Annotated in this window: 14 protein-coding genes; 12 read left to right on the plus strand and 2 right to left on the minus strand. The window is 43.9% G+C overall.

Going from position 1 to position 18,625, the window contains the following annotated elements; translation table 11 throughout:
• The first annotated feature begins 128 nt into the window (after nt 1-128).
• From CKO50_RS10820 to purF, 7 genes are all read left to right on the plus strand, one after another.
• Nucleotides 129-998 (plus strand): FimV/HubP family polar landmark protein, encoded by an 870-nt coding sequence (locus tag CKO50_RS10820; protein ID WP_095728159.1) that lies wholly within the window; start codon nt 129-131, stop codon nt 996-998.
• 142 nt (nt 999-1,140) lie between these two features.
• Nucleotides 1,141-1,935, plus strand: a complete 795-nt coding sequence (truA, locus tag CKO50_RS10825; protein WP_010606270.1) for a tRNA pseudouridine(38-40) synthase TruA — start codon at nt 1,141-1,143, stop codon at nt 1,933-1,935.
• Nucleotides 1,936-2,069: 134 nt separating this feature from the next.
• Nucleotides 2,070-2,945 carry an acetyl-CoA carboxylase, carboxyltransferase subunit beta gene (gene accD, locus CKO50_RS10830; RefSeq protein ID WP_010606271.1) on the plus strand — a complete coding sequence of 292 codons (876 nt, stop codon included), beginning with the start codon at nt 2,070-2,072 and terminating at the stop codon, nt 2,943-2,945.
• Between the two features lie 26 nt (nt 2,946-2,971).
• Nucleotides 2,972-4,222 (plus strand): bifunctional tetrahydrofolate synthase/dihydrofolate synthase, encoded by a 1,251-nt coding sequence (gene folC / locus CKO50_RS10835; protein ID WP_095728160.1) that lies wholly within the window; start codon nt 2,972-2,974, stop codon nt 4,220-4,222.
• A 42-nt stretch (nt 4,223-4,264) separates the two neighbouring features.
• Nucleotides 4,265-4,891, plus strand: coding sequence for an SPOR domain-containing protein (locus CKO50_RS10840; RefSeq protein WP_095728161.1), 627 nt, complete (start codon nt 4,265-4,267; stop codon nt 4,889-4,891).
• Nucleotides 4,892-4,952: 61 nt separating this feature from the next.
• Nucleotides 4,953-5,447 carry a CvpA family protein gene (locus CKO50_RS10845; RefSeq protein WP_010369359.1) on the plus strand — a complete coding sequence of 165 codons (495 nt, stop codon included), beginning with the start codon at nt 4,953-4,955 and terminating at the stop codon, nt 5,445-5,447.
• 18 nt (nt 5,448-5,465) lie between these two features.
• Complete coding sequence (gene purF / locus CKO50_RS10850) at nt 5,466-6,989, plus strand: amidophosphoribosyltransferase (protein ID WP_095728162.1); 1,524 nt, start codon at nt 5,466-5,468, stop codon at nt 6,987-6,989.
• 86 nt (nt 6,990-7,075) lie between these two features.
• On the opposite strand, the gene CKO50_RS10855 is transcribed toward purF, so the two are convergent.
• Together CKO50_RS10855 and barA are read right to left on the minus strand one after the other, a co-directional pair.
• On the minus strand, nt 7,076-7,861 hold the full coding sequence (locus CKO50_RS10855; protein ID WP_095728163.1) for a MipA/OmpV family protein: 786 nt from the start codon (nt 7,859-7,861) through the stop codon (nt 7,076-7,078).
• A 211-nt stretch (nt 7,862-8,072) separates the two neighbouring features.
• On the minus strand, nt 8,073-10,838 hold the full coding sequence (gene barA, locus CKO50_RS10860) for a two-component sensor histidine kinase BarA (RefSeq protein WP_095728164.1): 2,766 nt from the start codon (nt 10,836-10,838) through the stop codon (nt 8,073-8,075).
• 78 nt (nt 10,839-10,916) lie between these two features.
• Here barA and rlmD point away from each other — a divergent pair, with 78 nt between their 5' ends.
• From rlmD to eno, 5 genes are all read left to right on the plus strand, one after another.
• Nucleotides 10,917-12,236, plus strand: coding sequence for a 23S rRNA (uracil(1939)-C(5))-methyltransferase RlmD (rlmD, locus tag CKO50_RS10865; RefSeq protein ID WP_095728165.1), 1,320 nt, complete (start codon nt 10,917-10,919; stop codon nt 12,234-12,236).
• 92 nt (nt 12,237-12,328) lie between these two features.
• A complete protein-coding gene (relA, locus tag CKO50_RS10870; protein ID WP_095728166.1) occupies nt 12,329-14,482 on the plus strand; it encodes a GTP diphosphokinase in 2,154 nt (717 codons plus the stop codon).
• Complete coding sequence (gene mazG / locus CKO50_RS10875) at nt 14,466-15,290, plus strand: nucleoside triphosphate pyrophosphohydrolase (protein ID WP_095728167.1); 825 nt, start codon at nt 14,466-14,468, stop codon at nt 15,288-15,290. Before relA ends, mazG begins: the two co-directional genes overlap by 17 nt.
• 157 nt (nt 15,291-15,447) lie before the next feature.
• A complete protein-coding gene (locus CKO50_RS10880; RefSeq protein ID WP_010369341.1) occupies nt 15,448-17,082 on the plus strand; it encodes a CTP synthase in 1,635 nt (544 codons plus the stop codon).
• Between the two features lie 242 nt (nt 17,083-17,324).
• A complete protein-coding gene (gene eno, locus CKO50_RS10890; protein ID WP_095728168.1) occupies nt 17,325-18,617 on the plus strand; it encodes a phosphopyruvate hydratase in 1,293 nt (430 codons plus the stop codon).
• The last annotated feature ends 8 nt before the right edge of the window (nt 18,618-18,625 follow it).

The raw sequence follows: 18,625 nt of genomic DNA on the forward strand, positions 1-18,625 counted from the left end.
AACCTTGCTTGAAGACGAATCTGAAGCGCCGCTCGACGAAGCTGAAAATGACGAGCTTAAGTCTGAGCCTGAACTTGAAGTCGAAGACGAGCTGCCAGAGTTAGACGCAGATTTNTGACGAAGAGACCTTGCTTGAAGACGAACCTGAAGCACCGCTCGACGAAGCTGAAAGTGATACGTTTGAGTCTGAATCTGAACTGGAAGTCGAAGACGAGCTGCCAGAGTTAACTGCAGATTTTGACGAAGAGACCTTGCTTGAAGACGAACCTGAAGCACCAGTCGAAGCTGCAGAAAATGATACGCTTGAGTCTGAACCTGCACTTGAAATCGAAGACGAGCTGCCAGAATTAAACGCAGATTTTGACGAAGAAACTTTGCTTGAAGACGAACCTGAGCTTGAAATTGAAGAGGCTCTGCCAGAATTAAACGATGAAGATGACTTGGAAACGCTACTTTCTGAGCCACAAACAGAATCTGAATTACCTGAGGTCAATGAAGCCGAAATTGAAAAAGAATTTATGGCAGACTTTACCCAAGCAGACTTCGATGCTCTACTCAGCGAACTGGATGACCCCAGTGACTTTGACGCCGGAAATGCAGAAGATTTTGAAGTAGATTTCGATAGCTTGTTACAAGACGAATTGGTCGCAGGGGAAGCTGAAGCGCTACCAACGGACGCCGAAGGTTCAGAAGATTACTTAGAAATTGAAGATCTACTTGAACAAAGCGACGATCTTGATAGCGATGTTGAACCTTACGTTGGCGCAAATATGGACGTTGGACTTGGCGATTTTGAAGAGCTATTAGCGGGTGAAAATACCACAGATGTTGATTTAGAGGATGAAGGATTTGCTGCTAAATTAGATCTAGCAAAAGCTTACATCGAAATTCAAGATTATGATTCGGCTATATCAACGCTCAACGATGTTATTGAGAACGGCCCGGATTCGGTGCAAGCTGAGGCTAAGTCGCTTAAATCAAGTCTTACAGAGTCTTAATACTCACATCAATGATACCGACCAAATAAAGTAATTGCCTTGTTTGGCCGGTATCATCATCTACTTCTTAGCTTAAGCGCTTTAATTCACATCGCCAATCGCATAAAATGTCGTTTTTGTTATGGGTTGCGATAGAAAAAGTATGCGAGTAGCGTTAGGCATTGAATATAATGGTGCAAATTATAGTGGTTGGCAGAGGCAAAATCATGTCAGCAGTGTCCAAGAAGAAATAGAAAAAGCGCTATCGAATATCTGTAATCATCCCGTTGAGATAACTTGCGCAGGGCGCACTGATGCGGGGGTTCATGCGACGGGTCAACTCGTGCATTTTGACACGGATTCTGCTCGCGATATGAGCGCTTTTACATTAGGAATGAATTCTCAGCTTCCCGACGACATTGCGGTACGATTTGCTAAAGAAGTCGACCCAGAGTTCCATGCTCGTTTTTCTGCGACAGCTCGCCGATACCGCTATGTTATTTATAATCACACCTACAGACCGGGTATTTTACGCAGTGGCGTAACGCACTTTCATCACGAGCTTGATGTTGAAAGAATGAAAGTTGCATGCCCTGTGATGATAGGGGAGCAAGATTTCACGTCTTTCAGGGCGGTACATTGCCAGTCTAATACGCCGTTTCGGAATATCCATCACTTAGAGGTGAAACGCATTGGCAAATATATTGTTATAGATATTAAAGCGAACGCGTTTTTACATCATATGGTGCGCAATATTACGGGTTGTTTACTTGATATTGGTGTCGGTAAGCAAGAGCCTGAGTGGATGGCGGAGCTGCTTGTTGCAAAAGATCGCACGTTAGCAAGTGCTACGGCAAAGCCTAACGGATTGTATTTAGTTGATGTGGACTACCCTGAACAATGGCAAATAGAAAAGATGCCGCTTGGGCCTTTATTCTTACCTGAGGAATTAGTGTAACGGTCATATTTATGTAGTACCTTGTACTCTTAAGACCAGTTTTTTATATCACCCATAGCTAAATCATGATTTAATTGGGAAAAGATGTCTGTCTTTGCTGACGGAACAGAATAAAGCACGATAGAGAGTTGCAAATGAGTTGGTTAGAAAAGATCTTACCTAAAACCACTAAATCTTCTGGTAAAAAAGAGATCCCAGAAGGGGTTTGGGCAAAGTGTACAGATTGTGATTCAATCCTATACAAAGCGGAATTAGAAAAGTCTTTAAACGTATGTCCTAAGTGTGATCATCACATGCGTATTACGGCACGTAAGCGCCTTGAAAGTTTCTTAGATGATGCGGATCGTCAAGAGCTTGGCACAGAACATGAGCCACAAGACGTATTAAAGTTTAAAGACTCTAAAAAATATTCAGATCGTATCGTTCAAGCACAAAAGGTAAGCGGTGAGAAAGATGCTTTAGTTGCAATGAAAGGTCGCGTAAAGGGTATTCCTGTTGCTGCTGTTGCTTTTGAATTTTCCTTTATGGGTGGTTCAATGGCGTCAGTTGTTGGTGCGAGATTTGTTGATGCAGTTAACGTTTGTTTAGAACATAACATGCCGTTAATCTGTTTCTCTGCATCTGGTGGTGCACGTATGCAAGAAGCACTTATGTCATTGATGCAAATGGCAAAAACAAGTGCTGCATTGGCAAAAATGAGTGATAAAGGCTTGCCATTTATCTCTGTATTAACCGATCCAACTATGGGTGGTGTTTCTGCATCATTGGCAATGCTTGGTGATATCAATGTGGCAGAGCCAAAAGCACTTATCGGTTTTGCGGGTCCACGTGTTATCGAACAAACAGTACGTGAAACCCTACCTGATGGTTTCCAGCGCAGTGAGTTCCTATTAGAGCATGGTGCGATTGACATGATCGTCGACCGTCGTGAAATGCGTGATACGTTAGCACGCATTTTAGCGAAGTTTATGGACTTGCCTTCCACTGAACAAGAGCATAGAGTAGCGTAAATTTTTCAAATTGAGCTACTCAACTTATGACGGTTAAACAGCCTAGCCAATCATCAAGCCTTGATGATTGGCTTTGTTATTTAGAAGCAATTCATCCAGCCACCATTGAAATGGGACTTGAGCGTGTAGCGCAAGTTGCCGAGCAAGCCGGATTACTTGAGCCTTTCAGTAAAATTATTCTAATTGGTGGAACCAATGGTAAAGGCACAACAGCCAGGTGCTTGGAGTCGTTGTTGCTCGCACAAGGGTCGTCGGTTGGCACCTATGCTTCACCACATTTAGTACGCTACAACGAGCGTGTTCGAGTGAATGGGGCAGAGCTTGAAGATCAGTATCATATCGATGCATTTAAATTCCTCGATGACACCCGCAAAGACACTCAGCTAACTTATTTTGAGTTTGGTACGCTTGGTGCGCTCAGTATTTTCAAGCGCTGTAAGGTTGATTATATTTTGCTTGAAGTTGGTTTAGGCGGGCGGTTTGATGCGACAAATATAGTCTCGCCATTTGCCTCTGTTATCACGACTGTCGACTTAGATCATAAAGAGTATCTGGGTGATACTAGAGAACTGGTAGGCTATGACAAAGCTGGCATTTTCCGCAGTGGTAAGCCTGCAATCGTTGGTGATTTAAATATTCCACATACGGTTACAGACTATGGCAACGAAATTGCGGCAGATATGGTGTTATCAAAACGCGATTTTTATTTTACCCCGCTAGATTCTCAGTTTAGATGGCAATATCTTGATTTTGATTGGCACTTCGACAAACCAGCCATTCCAGCACAAAATGCTGCGACAGCGTTAACGGTATTAGCTAAACTTGAGTTGCTACCTAGCTATGATGCAGTGAAGACTTGTTTGGCAAATTTGCAAGTAGAAGGTCGCTTTCAGCAACTCAATACCACGCCGTTAGTGTATACAGATGTTGCTCATAACCCAGAATCTGCAAGATATTTGGCAACTAAGTTACAAGAACTCAAGCAAAAAGGGTTTAAAATTCATGCCTTAGTCGCTATGCTTGCGGATAAAGACAAAGCCAGTGTGCTGAAAGAAGTCACCCAATATGTAGATAGCTGGAGTTTAGCTTCGCTTTCAGGACCTCGTGGAGAGCGTGCGGAAAACCTTAAACCTTTGCTTGACCCAAGTTGCAATGTCATCTTATTCGATAGCGTTACAGCAGCACTTGATACTCAGCTCGATACCCTTACGAGCGATCAGGCATTGGTGGTATTTGGCTCGTTCTTTACCGTTGCTGAGGCAATGGAATACTGGTGAAAATAACCAAAGAAGATTTAACGTTTAGTAGAGAGTAAAGTTGTGAACTCAGTATTTATAAATCGCCTTGTTGGAACGAGTATCGTCGTGGTTGCTGCGGTGATCTTTATTCCAAATATCCTTGATGGTGAAAAGGTCCACTACAAGGAAGGATTTCAAGCGATCCCTGAAAGACCTGAGTTCAAAACCATTGACCTGCAAGAAAAAGTGGATGCGCAAGCCAAGCTTGCGCCTGAGTTGCCTTCTGAGCCGTTGGAAAGTATTGACGCCGATGATGCAAAACTAGAGGACACAGAAGAGACAACGCTAGCCAATACGCCGCAATCAGATACGCCATCTACACAAATTGAGGCAAAGCCCGTCGCAACGACCGACAAAGTTGAGGTGGCGAAATTAACGCGTCCAGAGACTGCTAACTTTTCAAAAATGGCCTATGTCATTCAGCTTGGTAGCTTTTCGCATAAGTCGAACGTCGATGCACTGACGAAGAAGCTTGCTGACAATGGCTTTAAAACCTTTACAAAACCCGTTAAAACCCCTAATGGTACACTGACAAAAGTGTTTGTCGGACCAGACTTAAATAAAGCTGAACTTGAAGCTAAGTTACCAGAACTAAAGAAATTAACTAAGTTAAATGGCCGTTTGACACAATTTGATGTGGCAAAATGATCTGGCATTTCGATGCTAAACCTTTTAGAATGCGCCCCACATTAACGACTTATTGGTTACTATGATCTGGGTTGATTACGCCATTCTTGGTATTGTTGGTTTATCGACTATCTTTGGCTTGCTTCGAGGCTTTGTCAAAGAAGCGATGTCACTTGTCGTATGGATCGGCGCTTTTTTCATCTCTAGTATTTTTTACCAATATCTCGCAACCTTCCTAACATTCATTTCAGAACCCCTTTTAAGAAATGCAGCCGCAATAGCCATACTCTTTTTTGCGACCTTGATGTTAGGCGGGCTTGTTAATTATGTCTTGAGTGAACTGGTTCAAAGAACTGGGCTCTCAGGCACCGATAGGATCTTTGGGATTGTATTCGGTGGACTTCGAGGTGTGTTGGTCGTTAGCGCCTTACTCTTTTTCCTTGATGCGTTTACCAGTGCACCAGACACGCAGTGGTGGAAAACATCAAACTTAATTCCTGAATTTGGCTTTGTGATAGAGTGGTTTTTCTCCTATCTTGAACATAACTCGAGCTTTTTAGATTCAGTAAACCGTTAATCGGCGAGGAAATTTTTAATGTGTGGTATCGTTGGGATAGTCGGAACATCTCCTGTTAATCAGGCGATTTATGACGGCTTAACTGTTTTGCAACACCGTGGCCAAGATGCGGCTGGCATTATTACCATTGACAACAATACGTTTAGCTTACGAAAAGCAAACGGTCTAGTGAAAGACGTATTTCATACAAGACACATGAAACGCCTACAGGGCAACATTGGTCTTGGTCATGTACGTTATCCTACTGCTGGTTCTTCAAGCTCAGCAGAAGCTCAACCTTTCTACGTAAACTCTCCATTTGGCATTGCCCTTGCGCACAACGGCAACTTGACCAATGCAGAAAAATTAAAAGAGCGTTTGTTTACTCAAGCACGCCGCCACGTTAATACTACGTCTGATTCAGAAATCCTGTTGAACATCTTAGCTCACGAGCTTGGCAAAACAGACAAGATGAAATTAGACGCGGAAGACATGTTTACGGCAGTAACTGAGGTTGTGTCTATTGTTTCTGGTGGTTACGCGAGTATCGCGATGATCATCGGCCATGGTATTTTGGCATTTAGAGACCCTCACGGTATTCGTCCGCTTGTTTTCGGTAGGAAAGAAACAGAGCGTGGCATGGAATACATGTTCGCTTCAGAGAGTGTTGCATTGGCAACGGATGGCTTTGAGTTTGTGCGAGATGTTGCACCTGGTGAAGCTATTTACGTAACTGAAAAAGGTGAGTTTTTCTCGCAGATCTGCGCTGCTAAAACGACGCTTGCACCTTGTATCTTCGAGTTTGTATATTTTGCTCGTCCAGATTCAAACATTGATAAAATGTCTGTTTATGCGACTCGCGTGAATATGGGTACCAAGCTCGGTGAGAAAATCGCAACTGAGTGGGGCGATAAAGATATCGACGTGGTTATCCCAATCCCTGAAACCTCATGTGATATCGCACTTGAAATTGCTTCCGTGCTAGGGCTTCCTTATCGCCAAGGGTTTGTTAAGAATCGCTACATTGGCCGAACTTTTATTATGCCGGGGCAAGAGCTGCGTAAGAAGTCTGTACGTCGTAAACTTAACGCGATTGACAGAGAGTTTGCTGGTAAGAACGTGCTACTTGTCGACGACTCCATTGTGCGAGGCACTACATCAGCGCAAATCGTTGAAATGGCGCGTGAAGCGGGTGCGAAGAACGTGTACTTTGCATCAGCTGCACCAGAGGTAAGATTCCCGAACGTATATGGCATTGATATGCCTTCTGCATCAGAGCTAATCGCACATGGCCGTGAAGTGGAAGATATCAATGCAAGTATTGGTTCGGATGGTTTGATCTACCAATCGCTAAGCGATTTAATTGCAGCCGTAGGTCAAGAAAATCCAGAGATCGCTCGCTTTGAGACTTCGGTATTTGATGGTCAATACATCACAGGTGACGTTGACCAGAACTATCTCAATCACATTGATGAGCTACGCAACGATTCGGCAAAGTCTAATCGTGAAGCTGCGATGTCTGCTAGCCTTGAGCTACATAATCAAGAAGCGGAAAGCGATTAAAACTATTTGATGATGTGAACAAGCATTATGATAAAAAACCCGAGTTTAACTTGGGTTTTTTATTTAATTTTAACTCAGATAATAGCTTAAAATTGATAGACTAGGCCAACATAGGCTAGGTCACTGGTGTCTCTGTCTAGCAAAGGACTATTGGCAATAACATCATCGAGCTTAGTTCGTGTTATCCCACCAACCAGACTGAGTTGTGTTTTTAACTGATAATACACAGTCAACCCTGCCGAATAGTTCACGGCGTCATCAGCAGTTAAGTAGCCCACTCGACCACGGCTTATATCGATATTTTTCCCGTTCACCCCGTAAATATAATTGACGTAATCAGACTGCAGCCACTCTACATTACCTACTGCTGAGATTTTAAATCCTCGGCCATCGTTGTACAGTGGGATTGATACCGAAAAGGTAGCTGTGGTTGAATCTGAATTATCGGAAATATCACTGTGACCAGCTAGCGTAAACCACAGGTAGGTAACGCCGTAGTTAACAGTAACATCGCCATCCGGTGCATCATATCCCTCAAAAACCTTGTCCTCAGATTTAGCATCTCGGAACACACCGTCATAGCCGTCTTGGCGATAGCCCAATCCGGAGTAGACAGATAAATCACTAGTAATAGGAAAGCGATAGCCAATTAAGCTGTCTTGGTTGATAAACCAGTTTCCCTTTTGGATATCGATGATGGGAATTGAGACCAGCTCACTTTCAATGCCTTTCCACGGCAAATCTGCAGCGGCAGCTCCTCCTCCCAGACGAACTTGCCATTCGTCAGATGACGTTTCAATAGCGTGGCTACAAGAAGCAAAAGCGAGAGTGAAGACGGCAGCAGGCGTAAGTGCTGACTTGATGAGATACATACAGAATTCCTTTCGTAAGTTAAAGGTTGCGAGAATTTAGAATGTAATAAGTTTGTTACAATACTTGGAAAAGTGCTGTTAGAAAGTGTAATAAATTGTCGGGAAGCGTTGTCTGGTGTGTTAGGGAGCTATTTACCATACTTCCCATCTATTCGCTATTGCTATGGTTGTTTGCATAAAAGTAGCGAATAGATGAGTGTGAATATAAAGATCAGTTGGATTGTGCAGGCTCGGAATCAGAAAGTAATAAAGTGAGTCCATCAACCAGTTCAAATAACTCAGGCTCGATATCATTGAGTGATTTTTCTTGTTTTAGTCCGGTTTCAATGGTTTCAGCCAATTTCTTCAGGGTTGGTACGCCAGTATAACAACAGGCTCCGTGAAACTTATGCACTACTTTGAGCAGTGTTGGGAGATCTTCTGTATTTTGTGCAGATTCTAACTGCTGCAACGTTTCGGGCACGCTAGAAAGCAGCATGTTGAGCATTTCCAATGCTAAATCAGGTTTATTACCCGCTCGTTGCAATGCTAACCCCCAATCTAACATTTGGCTATTAAATGGCGGCACACTATGCTGATGACTCTCAATATTTTTTTGTCTCGCTACTGGTGAAGATGCGCTATAGTCGCAAATAATTTGCTTGAGCATATCTTCATCTATGGGTTTAGTCATATAGTTACTAAAGCCATCTTTAAGCAATTGCTCTTTTTCGCCAGCAAGTGCATGTGCGGTGACGGCGATGATGGGGGTATCCTCATTTAAGGACGAATCTCTTATGCTTCTACAGGCGCTGATGCCATCCATTATGGGCATTTGAATATCCATAAATATCAGGTCGTATTTCCTTGATTTACATAAACTGACTGCTTGAGCGCCATTATGTGCGGTATCTATTGCCTCTACCTGCTCATCTAACAAAGTACAGATCAACTTCAAGTTAGCATCGTTATCGTCCGCAACGAGTACTTTAAGCGGTAAACTTGTGGCTTCGATTTCATTGGCGCTCATATCTGGGTGGTCTAAACGATAGGGTGCTGCAAGCATTTCGCATAGTTTTCTGTGATTAAGTGGTTTGCTTAAACAAGCGTCAGCACCACTGCCAATAAGCGCCTCACGCATATTATGAGACACGGTATTAACCATCAAATATAAATAGTCGGCGGATCCGCGAGCTTGCTTGATGTAACTCTTAACCGTCTGCATTTGATCGACGCTTGCCATAGAGCCGATTAAACAGATATCGTAATTAAAATCCTGTGCCAAGGCTATATCAAAGTCTTCTTCGGTGAGGCAACGAGTCACTTGCATATCCCATGCTTGTAGCTGGGCCATTACAGCGTAATGAGTATGCTCTTGCGGTTCAAAGTAAAGCACGCGCTTATTTTCTAGCGGCTTGCTTGGTAAATCGTCGTTGTAGAGACGGTTTGGTAGGGCAAAGACGGCATTAAATGAGAAACAGGTACCATTTCCAGGCGCTGAGTTAAGAGTGATACGGCCATTCATTGCCTCAACAATATGCTTAGTGATGATAAGGCCTAGACCTGTGCCGCCAAATTTACGGGTAATACTGGTATCGGCTTGAGCAAACGGCGTAAATAGCGCGTCTTGCTTATCCTGCGCAATACCGACCCCGGTATCGCTGACAGACACTAACAATGAGGATTGAGATTCATCCATCAAGCGATGGTTAATATCTACTTTGACTGAGCCTTTCTCCGTGAACTTGATGGCATTGCTGATTAGATTGGTCAATACCTGTTTAAATCGCGTAGGGTCGCCAATTAAGTTGTCGGGCACTTGGCGATTAACAGAAATGGAAAACTCTAGCTGTTTGTCGTGGGCACTTGGCGCTAATAAGGTCATGACCTCATTGATAGCGTCGCGTAATTCAAACTGAATGTTCTCCAACTCCATAGCACCAGCTTCTAGCTTTGAGAAATCCAAGATATCACTAATGATGGTAAGCAGGCTGTTTGCAGATAGCTCTATGGTATCTAAATAATCTTTTTGGTGTTTATTTAATGGTGTTTTATAAAGTTGACGGGTAAAGCCTATGACACCATTGAGCGGCGTTCTAAGTTCATGACTCATCTTAGCCAAGAAATCCGACTTTACGCGGTTAGCATCTTGTGCCTCTTTTTTGGCAATATTAAGCTGAATATTCTGCGTTTCATACTGCTCTAGGGTTTCACGATAATCACTAGTTGCCTGGTCAATGTGCTTTTGCATTTCGTCTTTTTGATTGGCCATCTTTCTGCCAATAACGATCAAGCCTTGACGCAAAAGCTCAAATTCACCCCGCATCGGCTCATTGATTGCGATGTCTTGTTTACCTTCGTTGAGCTTGTCTGTGGCTAAAATCAAATTGGCAATTGGTTTGGTTAGCATACGTGACAATCGCATGGCCAACATAACGCTAAGTAAAAAGGAGAAAATAATAACAATGGCACTCAAAATCAGCGCGCGTTGCTGCGATATCAACGCTTGGTCTTTACTGATCTCTACGACTAAAATCGCCAGCGTAGCCGGCTCTGCACTGTGCCAATCGGTTTTTTTGGCTAAATGGTTTTTAACTGGTGAATAAAACACAAAGGTATTTTTTAGTGTAGTGACTTCGGTGGTTTGTAGCTTTTGCACTTCACCAAAATAATGTAACTTGTCGAACTCACTATGATAATTACTGGTAAGAATAAGCTGATTTTGGTTATCAAACAGCGCGATGCTTTTCACCAGTGGTGCGTGTTTATTGTGTGCCTGGCTTAAAATGCGGTGTAAATGCACTTTATCTTGTTTTTCTATTGGGTATTCTACTGACATGGCCAGAGAATCTGCAATGCGATTTCCCTGACTTATCAGAATTTCCTCAAGCTCTACGTAGCGATTTATAGTAAAATAACCACCAAGTAGCAAGCCAACCAAAAGGGTTGGCAAAAGAGTGAGTAGTAAAATACTGTCACGCAGGTTTAATTTTGTCATAGGGTCAAAAAAGTGCAGAGAAATCTGTAACTAAGATTATCTTTTACCGACGTGATAAGCAAACAAATGAGGAACCCAATGGCACAGATTTTTCGTGCTAAGAAAGCTGCTAAGCCGTCAAAGCAAATAGAATTAAGCATAGAGTCAATGGATCATCAGGGGCGAGGTGTTGCTCGCCATGAGGGTAAGGTCTGTTTTGTGACTGGTGCCTTGACTGGCGAGCGATTGATAGCACAGGTTGTACAGGCCAAGTCTAAACTGTTGGAAGCGAAGATGACCAAAGTACTTAATGCCTCCAAAGAGCGTGTTAAGCCGTTTTGCCCGCATTACCAGCAGTGTGGTGGTTGTAGCTTGCAGCATCAAAGTGTTAATGCTCAGCTCGATGAAAAGCAACTTGCAGTTGAAAAACTTTTTGCGCGTTTTGCCAATATCAAACACTTACCTTGGCAAGCGCCGATCACCTCAATGGCGCTTCATTATCGCCGTGCTGCTCGTTTGGCATGTATTTTTGATAAACAAAGCAAAAGCGTCAAGTTGGGCTTTAGAGCAAGTCAGTCGAAGCAGATTATCGAAATAGCGCAGTGTGACGTATTGGTGTCGCCTTTTGACCGTATTGTTAACACGCTAAGTGCACTTGCGCAGTCGCTAAGTGAGTTTAGGCTGATCAGTCATATTCAGCTTTGTCAGGCCGACAATCATAATTATGTGTTGTGTCGTCATACAAAGTCATTGTCCGCTTCGACTCGTGAAACGCTACAAAACGAGCTGGAAAATTGTCAGGTCCTGTTTGACGATGGCGAGACGCCAGTTGTGTACTCTCAGTTGCCATTCTATCACCTTAATGAATTTGGCTTAACACTTGAGTTTAAATTGAACAACTTTATTCAAGTAAATCAATCTGTAAACGAAGCAATGCTGCGCCAAGCGACAGACTGGCTACAGCTGAGTAACGATGAAAGTGTCCTCGATCTTTTCTGTGGAGTGGGAAATTTCTCTTTGGTGCTCGCAAAACAAGCAAAAAATGTGATTGGGGTAGAAGGTGAAGCGCAATCGGTTGCAATGGCTCAGCAAAATGCGCAAACTAATAAAATCAGTAATGTTCAGTTTCACTGTTTTGATCTAACCCAGTCGATTGCAGAGGCTGCTTGGTTCGACGCAAATCTGGATGTATTAGTACTGGACCCTTCAAGGCCAGGTGCACTTGAGGTTTTACAGCAGTTACCGTTGACGCAGTTTACCCGTATTTTATACGTGTCATGCGACCCAGTTACACTGGCGCGCGATGCTTTGGTAATAGCACAGGCAGGCTTTGAATTAGAGAAGCTTGGCTTAATGAATATGTTTGTCCACACGGGACATATCGAAACCATGGCGCTGTTTAAAAAACAGTGTAAATAGCCTGAGCTTTGAGGCTGTTATTGCCCGAGCATTAGGCTAGGTAATTTACCCGAAAATGAGGCGGGTAAGTAATTTTAAGGAGGTATCAAAACATGGTTGCTACTCGGCAGTCGCATCAAACCACTTTGCCACTGGAGTTTGATGCGCGACTCACTATCTTAAACTTGTCTGAAGATCAAAGAGCATGGCTGCAAAAGGCCTATGAACTTTGTCCCGCGGATGAGTCAACGGAACATCTCAATAACGCCATCGAAATGGTAGAGATCCTTGCAGACTTAAATTTTGATAGCGAATCCTTAGCAACTGCGTTTTTAACTCCTTATTTTGTTGCTGGAAAGTTGTCCCTTGAGCAAGTGGAAGAAGCGCTTGGCAAAAATATCTCTCTGCTTTTAAGAGGGGTGGAGAATATGGACACCATCAGCACTTTGGCACACCAAAGCTCGGGTAAGGTACAAGTCGACAACATCCGCCGTATGTTACTCGCTATGGTGGAAGATGTGCGCGCTGTAGTGATTAAGCTTGCTGAGCAAATCTGCCATTTACGTGCGGTTAAGAAAGCATCTGAAGAAGAAAGAGTCGTTGCTGCAAAAGCGGCTGCCAATATTTTTGCACCACTTGCGAACCGTTTGGGGATTGGCCAATTAAAATGGGAACTTGAAGATCTCTCTTTCCGTTATTTGCATCCGGATACGTATAAGTCTATTGCCAAGAAGCTTTCTGATAAACGCCTAGACCGCGAAGCCTATATGGAAAATATGGTTAATTCGGTGGCGCAAAAACTTGCGGATGCAGGCATTAAAGCGCAGGTCTACGGTCGCCCTAAGCATATTTACAGCATTTATAAAAAAATGGCGCAAAAAAGCTATGAATTCGAACAGTTGTTCGACATTCGCGCGATGCGTGTGGTGGTAGATGAAATTCAAGATTGCTACGCTGCGTTGGGCATTGTGCACACCAGTTGGCGGCATTTAAACAAAGAGTTTGACGACTATATTGCTACGCCTAAGCAAAACGGCTATCAGTCTATCCACACCGTGGTATTTGGTCCTGAGGGCAAAACGGTAGAAATCCAAATCCGTACTGAGGCCATGCATCGAGATGCAGAGCTTGGGGTGGCGGCTCATTGGATGTACAAAGAAGGTGCATTGCCGGGCAGAAACTCAGGATACGAGCAAAAAATTAGCTGGCTACGCAAACTGTTGCAGTGGCAAGAAGAAGTGGTAGATGGCAGTGAAATAGCAGATGAGCTGAAGAATCAGGTTGTCGAGGACCGCGTTTATGTATTCACGCCCAAGGGCGATATCTTTGATTTGCCACTAGGCTCGACGCCACTCGACTTCGCTTACTACATTCATTCTAATGTTGGACATCGCTGCATTGGTGCAAAAGTGTTTGGTAAAATAGTGCCTTTCACTTACACATTGCGCACAGGCGATCAGGTAGAGATTCTTACCCAGAAAAATGCTTCACCAAGTCGAGATTGGTTAAACCCGTCGCTGGGATATATTCATTCTTCAAGAGCGCGCAGTAAGATCCATCACTGGTTTAAGCAGCAAGATAGAGACAAAAATCTTCAAGCGGGTAAGGAAATTTTAGATAGTCATCTGCAAAAACTAGACATTACCTATAAAGATTTAGAACCCGCGATTGACCGCTTTAACTTTAAAGAACTCGACGATTTAATGGTGGCGATTGGTGCCGGTGATATTCGTATCAATCAATTCCTGAACTACGTGCAAGATAAACCTGAGGATACACCTAAGTTAAAAATCTCCTCGCCAAAACACACTAAAGGCGACAAAAATGCAGTGGTCGTTGATGGGGTAGGCAGCTTAATGAGTCATATGGCGAAATGCTGTGAGCCAGTACCGGGTGATGAAATTGTGGGTTACATCACACAAGGGCGAGGTATTGCAGTGCATCGTTCTGATTGTGAGTCATTTGCTCATATTACGGATGTACATCCAGAGCGGGAAATTGCGGTCAGTTGGTCTGAGGATGTAAAAGCATCATACGCCATTACATTAAAAATTGAAGCGCACGACCGCCAAGGGCTGATCCGAGACATTAGCTCTGTGCTTGCCAATGAAAAAGTCAATGTGCTCAATATGAATGTACAAACACAAGACGATAAAAACGTGGCGGTATTTATGATGAAGGTAGAGGTGGATGACCTTTCTGCTATGCATCGCTTGCTGACTAAATTGATGCAAATCGAAGGTGTTTTTGATGCCAAACGACTCTAAGCCTTCTACAGCAGCGGGGATAGAGCAGCTGCTAGAGATTATGTCGCAGCTGCGCGACCCAAGCACTGGATGCGAGTGGGATAAGAAGCAAACCTTTAAAACCATTGTCCCTTATACGTTAGAAGAAGCACACGAAGTTGCCGATGCTATTGAGCAAGGCGACTTTGCTCACTTAAAAGAAGAGTTGGGGGACTTGCTGTTCCAAGTGATTTTTTATGCTCAGCTTGGAAAAGAGCAGGGATTATTTAACTTTGCGGACATAGTGCAAACCCTCAATGACAAATTAGTGAGACGTCATCCTCATGTATTTGAAAAGCAGGAAAGCTTAAGCGAAGCAGAGCTTGAGCAGCAATGGCACGCCATTAAACAGCAAGAAAAACAGGCGCAAAAACAAGGGGCGTTCGCGGCGGATATTCCAAGCAGCTTGCCTGCATTGTCAAAAGCCTACAAAATTCAAAAGCAAGCAGCCAAACTCGGATTTGACTGGCCAAGTTACCACGGCGCGTGGGATAAAGTACAAGAGGAAGTCGCAGAGGTGAGCGAGGCGTTGCAAGTTGATCCACTCTCTGAACATACTGCGGAAGAGGTGGGCGACTTGTTGTTTGCAACTGTGAATGTGAGCCGACATATAAAACGAGATCCAGAGCAGCTGCTACGTCAAGCCAATGAGAAATTTAAAAATCGCTTTGTGCAAGTCGAAGCCGTTTTGAATGAGTCCTCACTATCACTTAAAGATGCGAGCTTGGAGGAGATGGATGGTGCTTGGGAGACAGTGAAACGTCGTCAACGCAGTAAAAACAGAGACTGATTTTACGGTTTGTTCGTTACTTAAAACGACCTCCTGATAAAATATATTACCGTGCTAAGTCATTTTTAGCTGGAATGACTTAGGTGCTTTTGCTATACTATCGCCCCGTCTTGATTCTTATTTAAATTCCAATTTTCCTGAAATTTCTAGGGTTCGCATGAGTACAAAATTTATCTTCGTAACGGGCGGAGTAGTATCCTCCTTGGGTAAAGGTATTGCAGCTGCTTCTTTAGCCGCTATTTTAGAAGCACGTGGCTTGAAAGTAACGATTCTAAAGCTGGATCCTTACATCAATGTTGACCCTGGGACCATGAGCCCTATCCAACACGGTGAAGTATTCGTAACCGAAGACGGCGCGGAAACCGACCTCGATCTCGGTCACTACGAGCGTTTTATTCGCACTAAAATGACCAAGCGTAACAACTTTACACAAGGCCGTGTATTTGAAGACGTGTTGCGCAAAGAGCGTAGAGGTGAGTACTTAGGTGCCACTATTCAGGTTATTCCTCACATCACAAACGACATCAAGCGTCGCGTGCTTGAAGGCGCGGAAGGCCATGATGTTGCTATCGTAGAGATCGGTGGCACGGTTGGTGATATCGAGTCACAACCTTTCCTAGAAGCAATTCGTCAGCTAGGCACTGAGCTTGGTCGCGAAAGTGCTCTGTTTATGCATTTGACGCTAGTGCCTTTCTTAGGCCCTGCGGGTGAAGTGAAAACTAAGCCAACTCAGCACTCTGTGAAAGAGCTTCGTTCAATCGGTATTCAACCTGATATTTTGATCTGTCGTTCAGATCGTAAACTACCAGCGAACGAGCGCGCGAAGATTGCCCTATTCACTAACGTGGAAGAAAAAGCAGTTATCTCGCTACAAGACGTAGACAGTATTTATAAGATCCCTGCACTATTGAAGTCGCAAGAGCTTGATAACATCATTTGTCGTCGTTTCTACCTTGAACGTCCAGAAGCGGATTTATCTGAGTGGGAACAGGTACTTTACCAAGAGTCAAATCCTACTGGTGAAGTGACAATTGGTATGGTTGGTAAATACATCGAATTACCGGACGCATATAAATCAGTTAACGAAGCATTGAAGCATGCTGGTTTGAAAAACCGTTTAACGGTGAATATTGAATATGTTGACTCTCAAGATATCGAGAGCAAAGGCACTGAGTTACTTGAACACCTTGATGCTATCTTAGTACCAGGTGGCTTTGGTAACCGTGGCGTTGAAGGTAAGATTTTAGCTGCAAAGTATGCACGTGAAAACAAAGTACCATACCTAGGTATTTGTTTAGGAATGCAAGTTGCGCTTATCGAATATGCGCGTAACGTTGCTGGTCTTACTGGTGCTAACTCAACTGAATTTGATCTTGAAAGCCCACACCCAGTGGTTGGTCTGATCACTGAGTGGTTAGATGCAGATGGTAAGATTGAAGTACGTGACCACGATTCTGATCTTGGTGGCACTATGCGTCTTGGCGCGCAGCTTTGCCACTTAAAAGAGGGCTCTAAGGTGCGTGAAGTATACGGTAATGCCGAAATCGTAGAGCGTCACCGTCACCGCTACGAAGTAAACAACAACTATGTTGCTGAGCTTGAAAAAGCGGGTCTGCAATTTACTGGTCTGTCAGAAGACAAGAAACTAGTTGAGATTATCGAGAATAAAGATCACCCTTGGTTTATCGCGGCTCAGTTCCACCCAGAGTTCACGTCGACGCCTCGTGATGGTCACCCATTATTTGAAGGCTTTGTTGCGGCGGCATACAGCCACCAAAAAGCATCTTCGTAATAAGAAAAAGCCGTGCTCTTGCACGGCTTTTTTGTTGCAGAAGGTTTTGCAATAGGCGCTAAGTGTAGTGTTTATCGCCAAACTTTTTCTTATCTGCCGGCGCGTCAATGTGATACGTGTAAATTCTTCACTTTGCGAAGCAACAGAGATAAGGCAAACTTTAAAGCGGGTTTATTGACCCTGAATTCGCCTGCGACAGAAGCAGTGCAACACACACCACTTTGGGAATAAGAGGAATCAAGATGTCAAAAATCGTTAGAGTGATTGGCCGTGAAGTTATGGACTCACGCGGTAACCCAACAGTAGAAGCGGACGTACACCTAGAGTCAGGTGCATGGGGCCGTGCATGTGCGCCATCAGGTGCATCTACGGGTACCCGTGAAGCACTAGAGCTACGTGACGGTGATAAGTCTCGTTACTTAGGTAAAGGTGTATTGACTGCGGTAAACTACGTAAATAACGAAATCGCGGCAGCACTTGAAGGTCAAAACGCGCTAGAGCAACGTGCAATCGACCAAATCATGTTGGACTTAGACGGCACTGAAAACAAAGAAAAACTAGGTGCGAACGCTATCCTTGCGGTGTCTCTAGCAACAGCAAAAGCAGCTGCACAAGACAAAGGCGTGGCGCTATACGAGCATATCGCAGACATCAACGGTACAGCAGGTCAGTACTCAATGCCAGTTCCGATGATGAACATTATCAATGGTGGTGAGCACGCGGATAACAACGTTGATATTCAAGAGTTTATGGTTCAGCCTGTTGGTGCAAAAAGTTTCCGTGAAGCACTACGTATGGGGGCTGAAATCTTCCATAGCCTGAAAAACGTACTTAAGTCACGTGGCCTAAACACTGCGGTAGGTGACGAAGGTGGTTTTGCTCCAGACCTTAAATCAAATGAAGAAGCGCTAGAAGTGATCGTAGAAGCGGTTGCTGCAGCTGGCTACGAAATGAACAAAGACGTAACGCTAGCACTTGATTGTGCAGCGTCTGAGTTTTACGTCGATGGCAAGTATGACCTAAAGGGCGAAGGTAAAACATTCGACTCAGAAGGTTTTGCTGGTTTCTTGGCCGATCTTGCTGCACGTTACCCAATTGTATCAATCGAAGATGGCCTAGACGAAAGCGACTGGGCTGGCTGGAAAATCCTAACAGATAAAATTGGCGATAAAGTTCAGCTAGTGGGTGATGATCTCTTTGTTACTAACACTAAGATCTTAAAGCGTGGTATTGAAGAAAGCATTGGTAACTCAATCTTGATTAAATTCAACCAGATTGGTTCACTGTCTGAAACGCTTGATGCCATCAAAATGGCGCAAGATGCTGGCTTTACTGCCGTTATTTCACACCGCTCTGGTGAGACTGAAGACGCAACCATTGCTGATTTAGCAGTAGCTACTGCAGCTGGTCAAATTAAGACAGGTTCTCTTTGTCGTTCGGATCGTGTAGCTAAATACAACCAGTTACTACGTATTGAAGAAGTGCTAGGTGAGAAAGCAGTATACAAAGGCCGTAGCGAAATCAAAGGCCAGTAATTAGTTAT

The organism is Pseudoalteromonas sp. HM-SA03 (assembly GCF_002289345.1).
GTDB lineage: Bacteria > Pseudomonadota > Gammaproteobacteria > Enterobacterales > Alteromonadaceae > Pseudoalteromonas.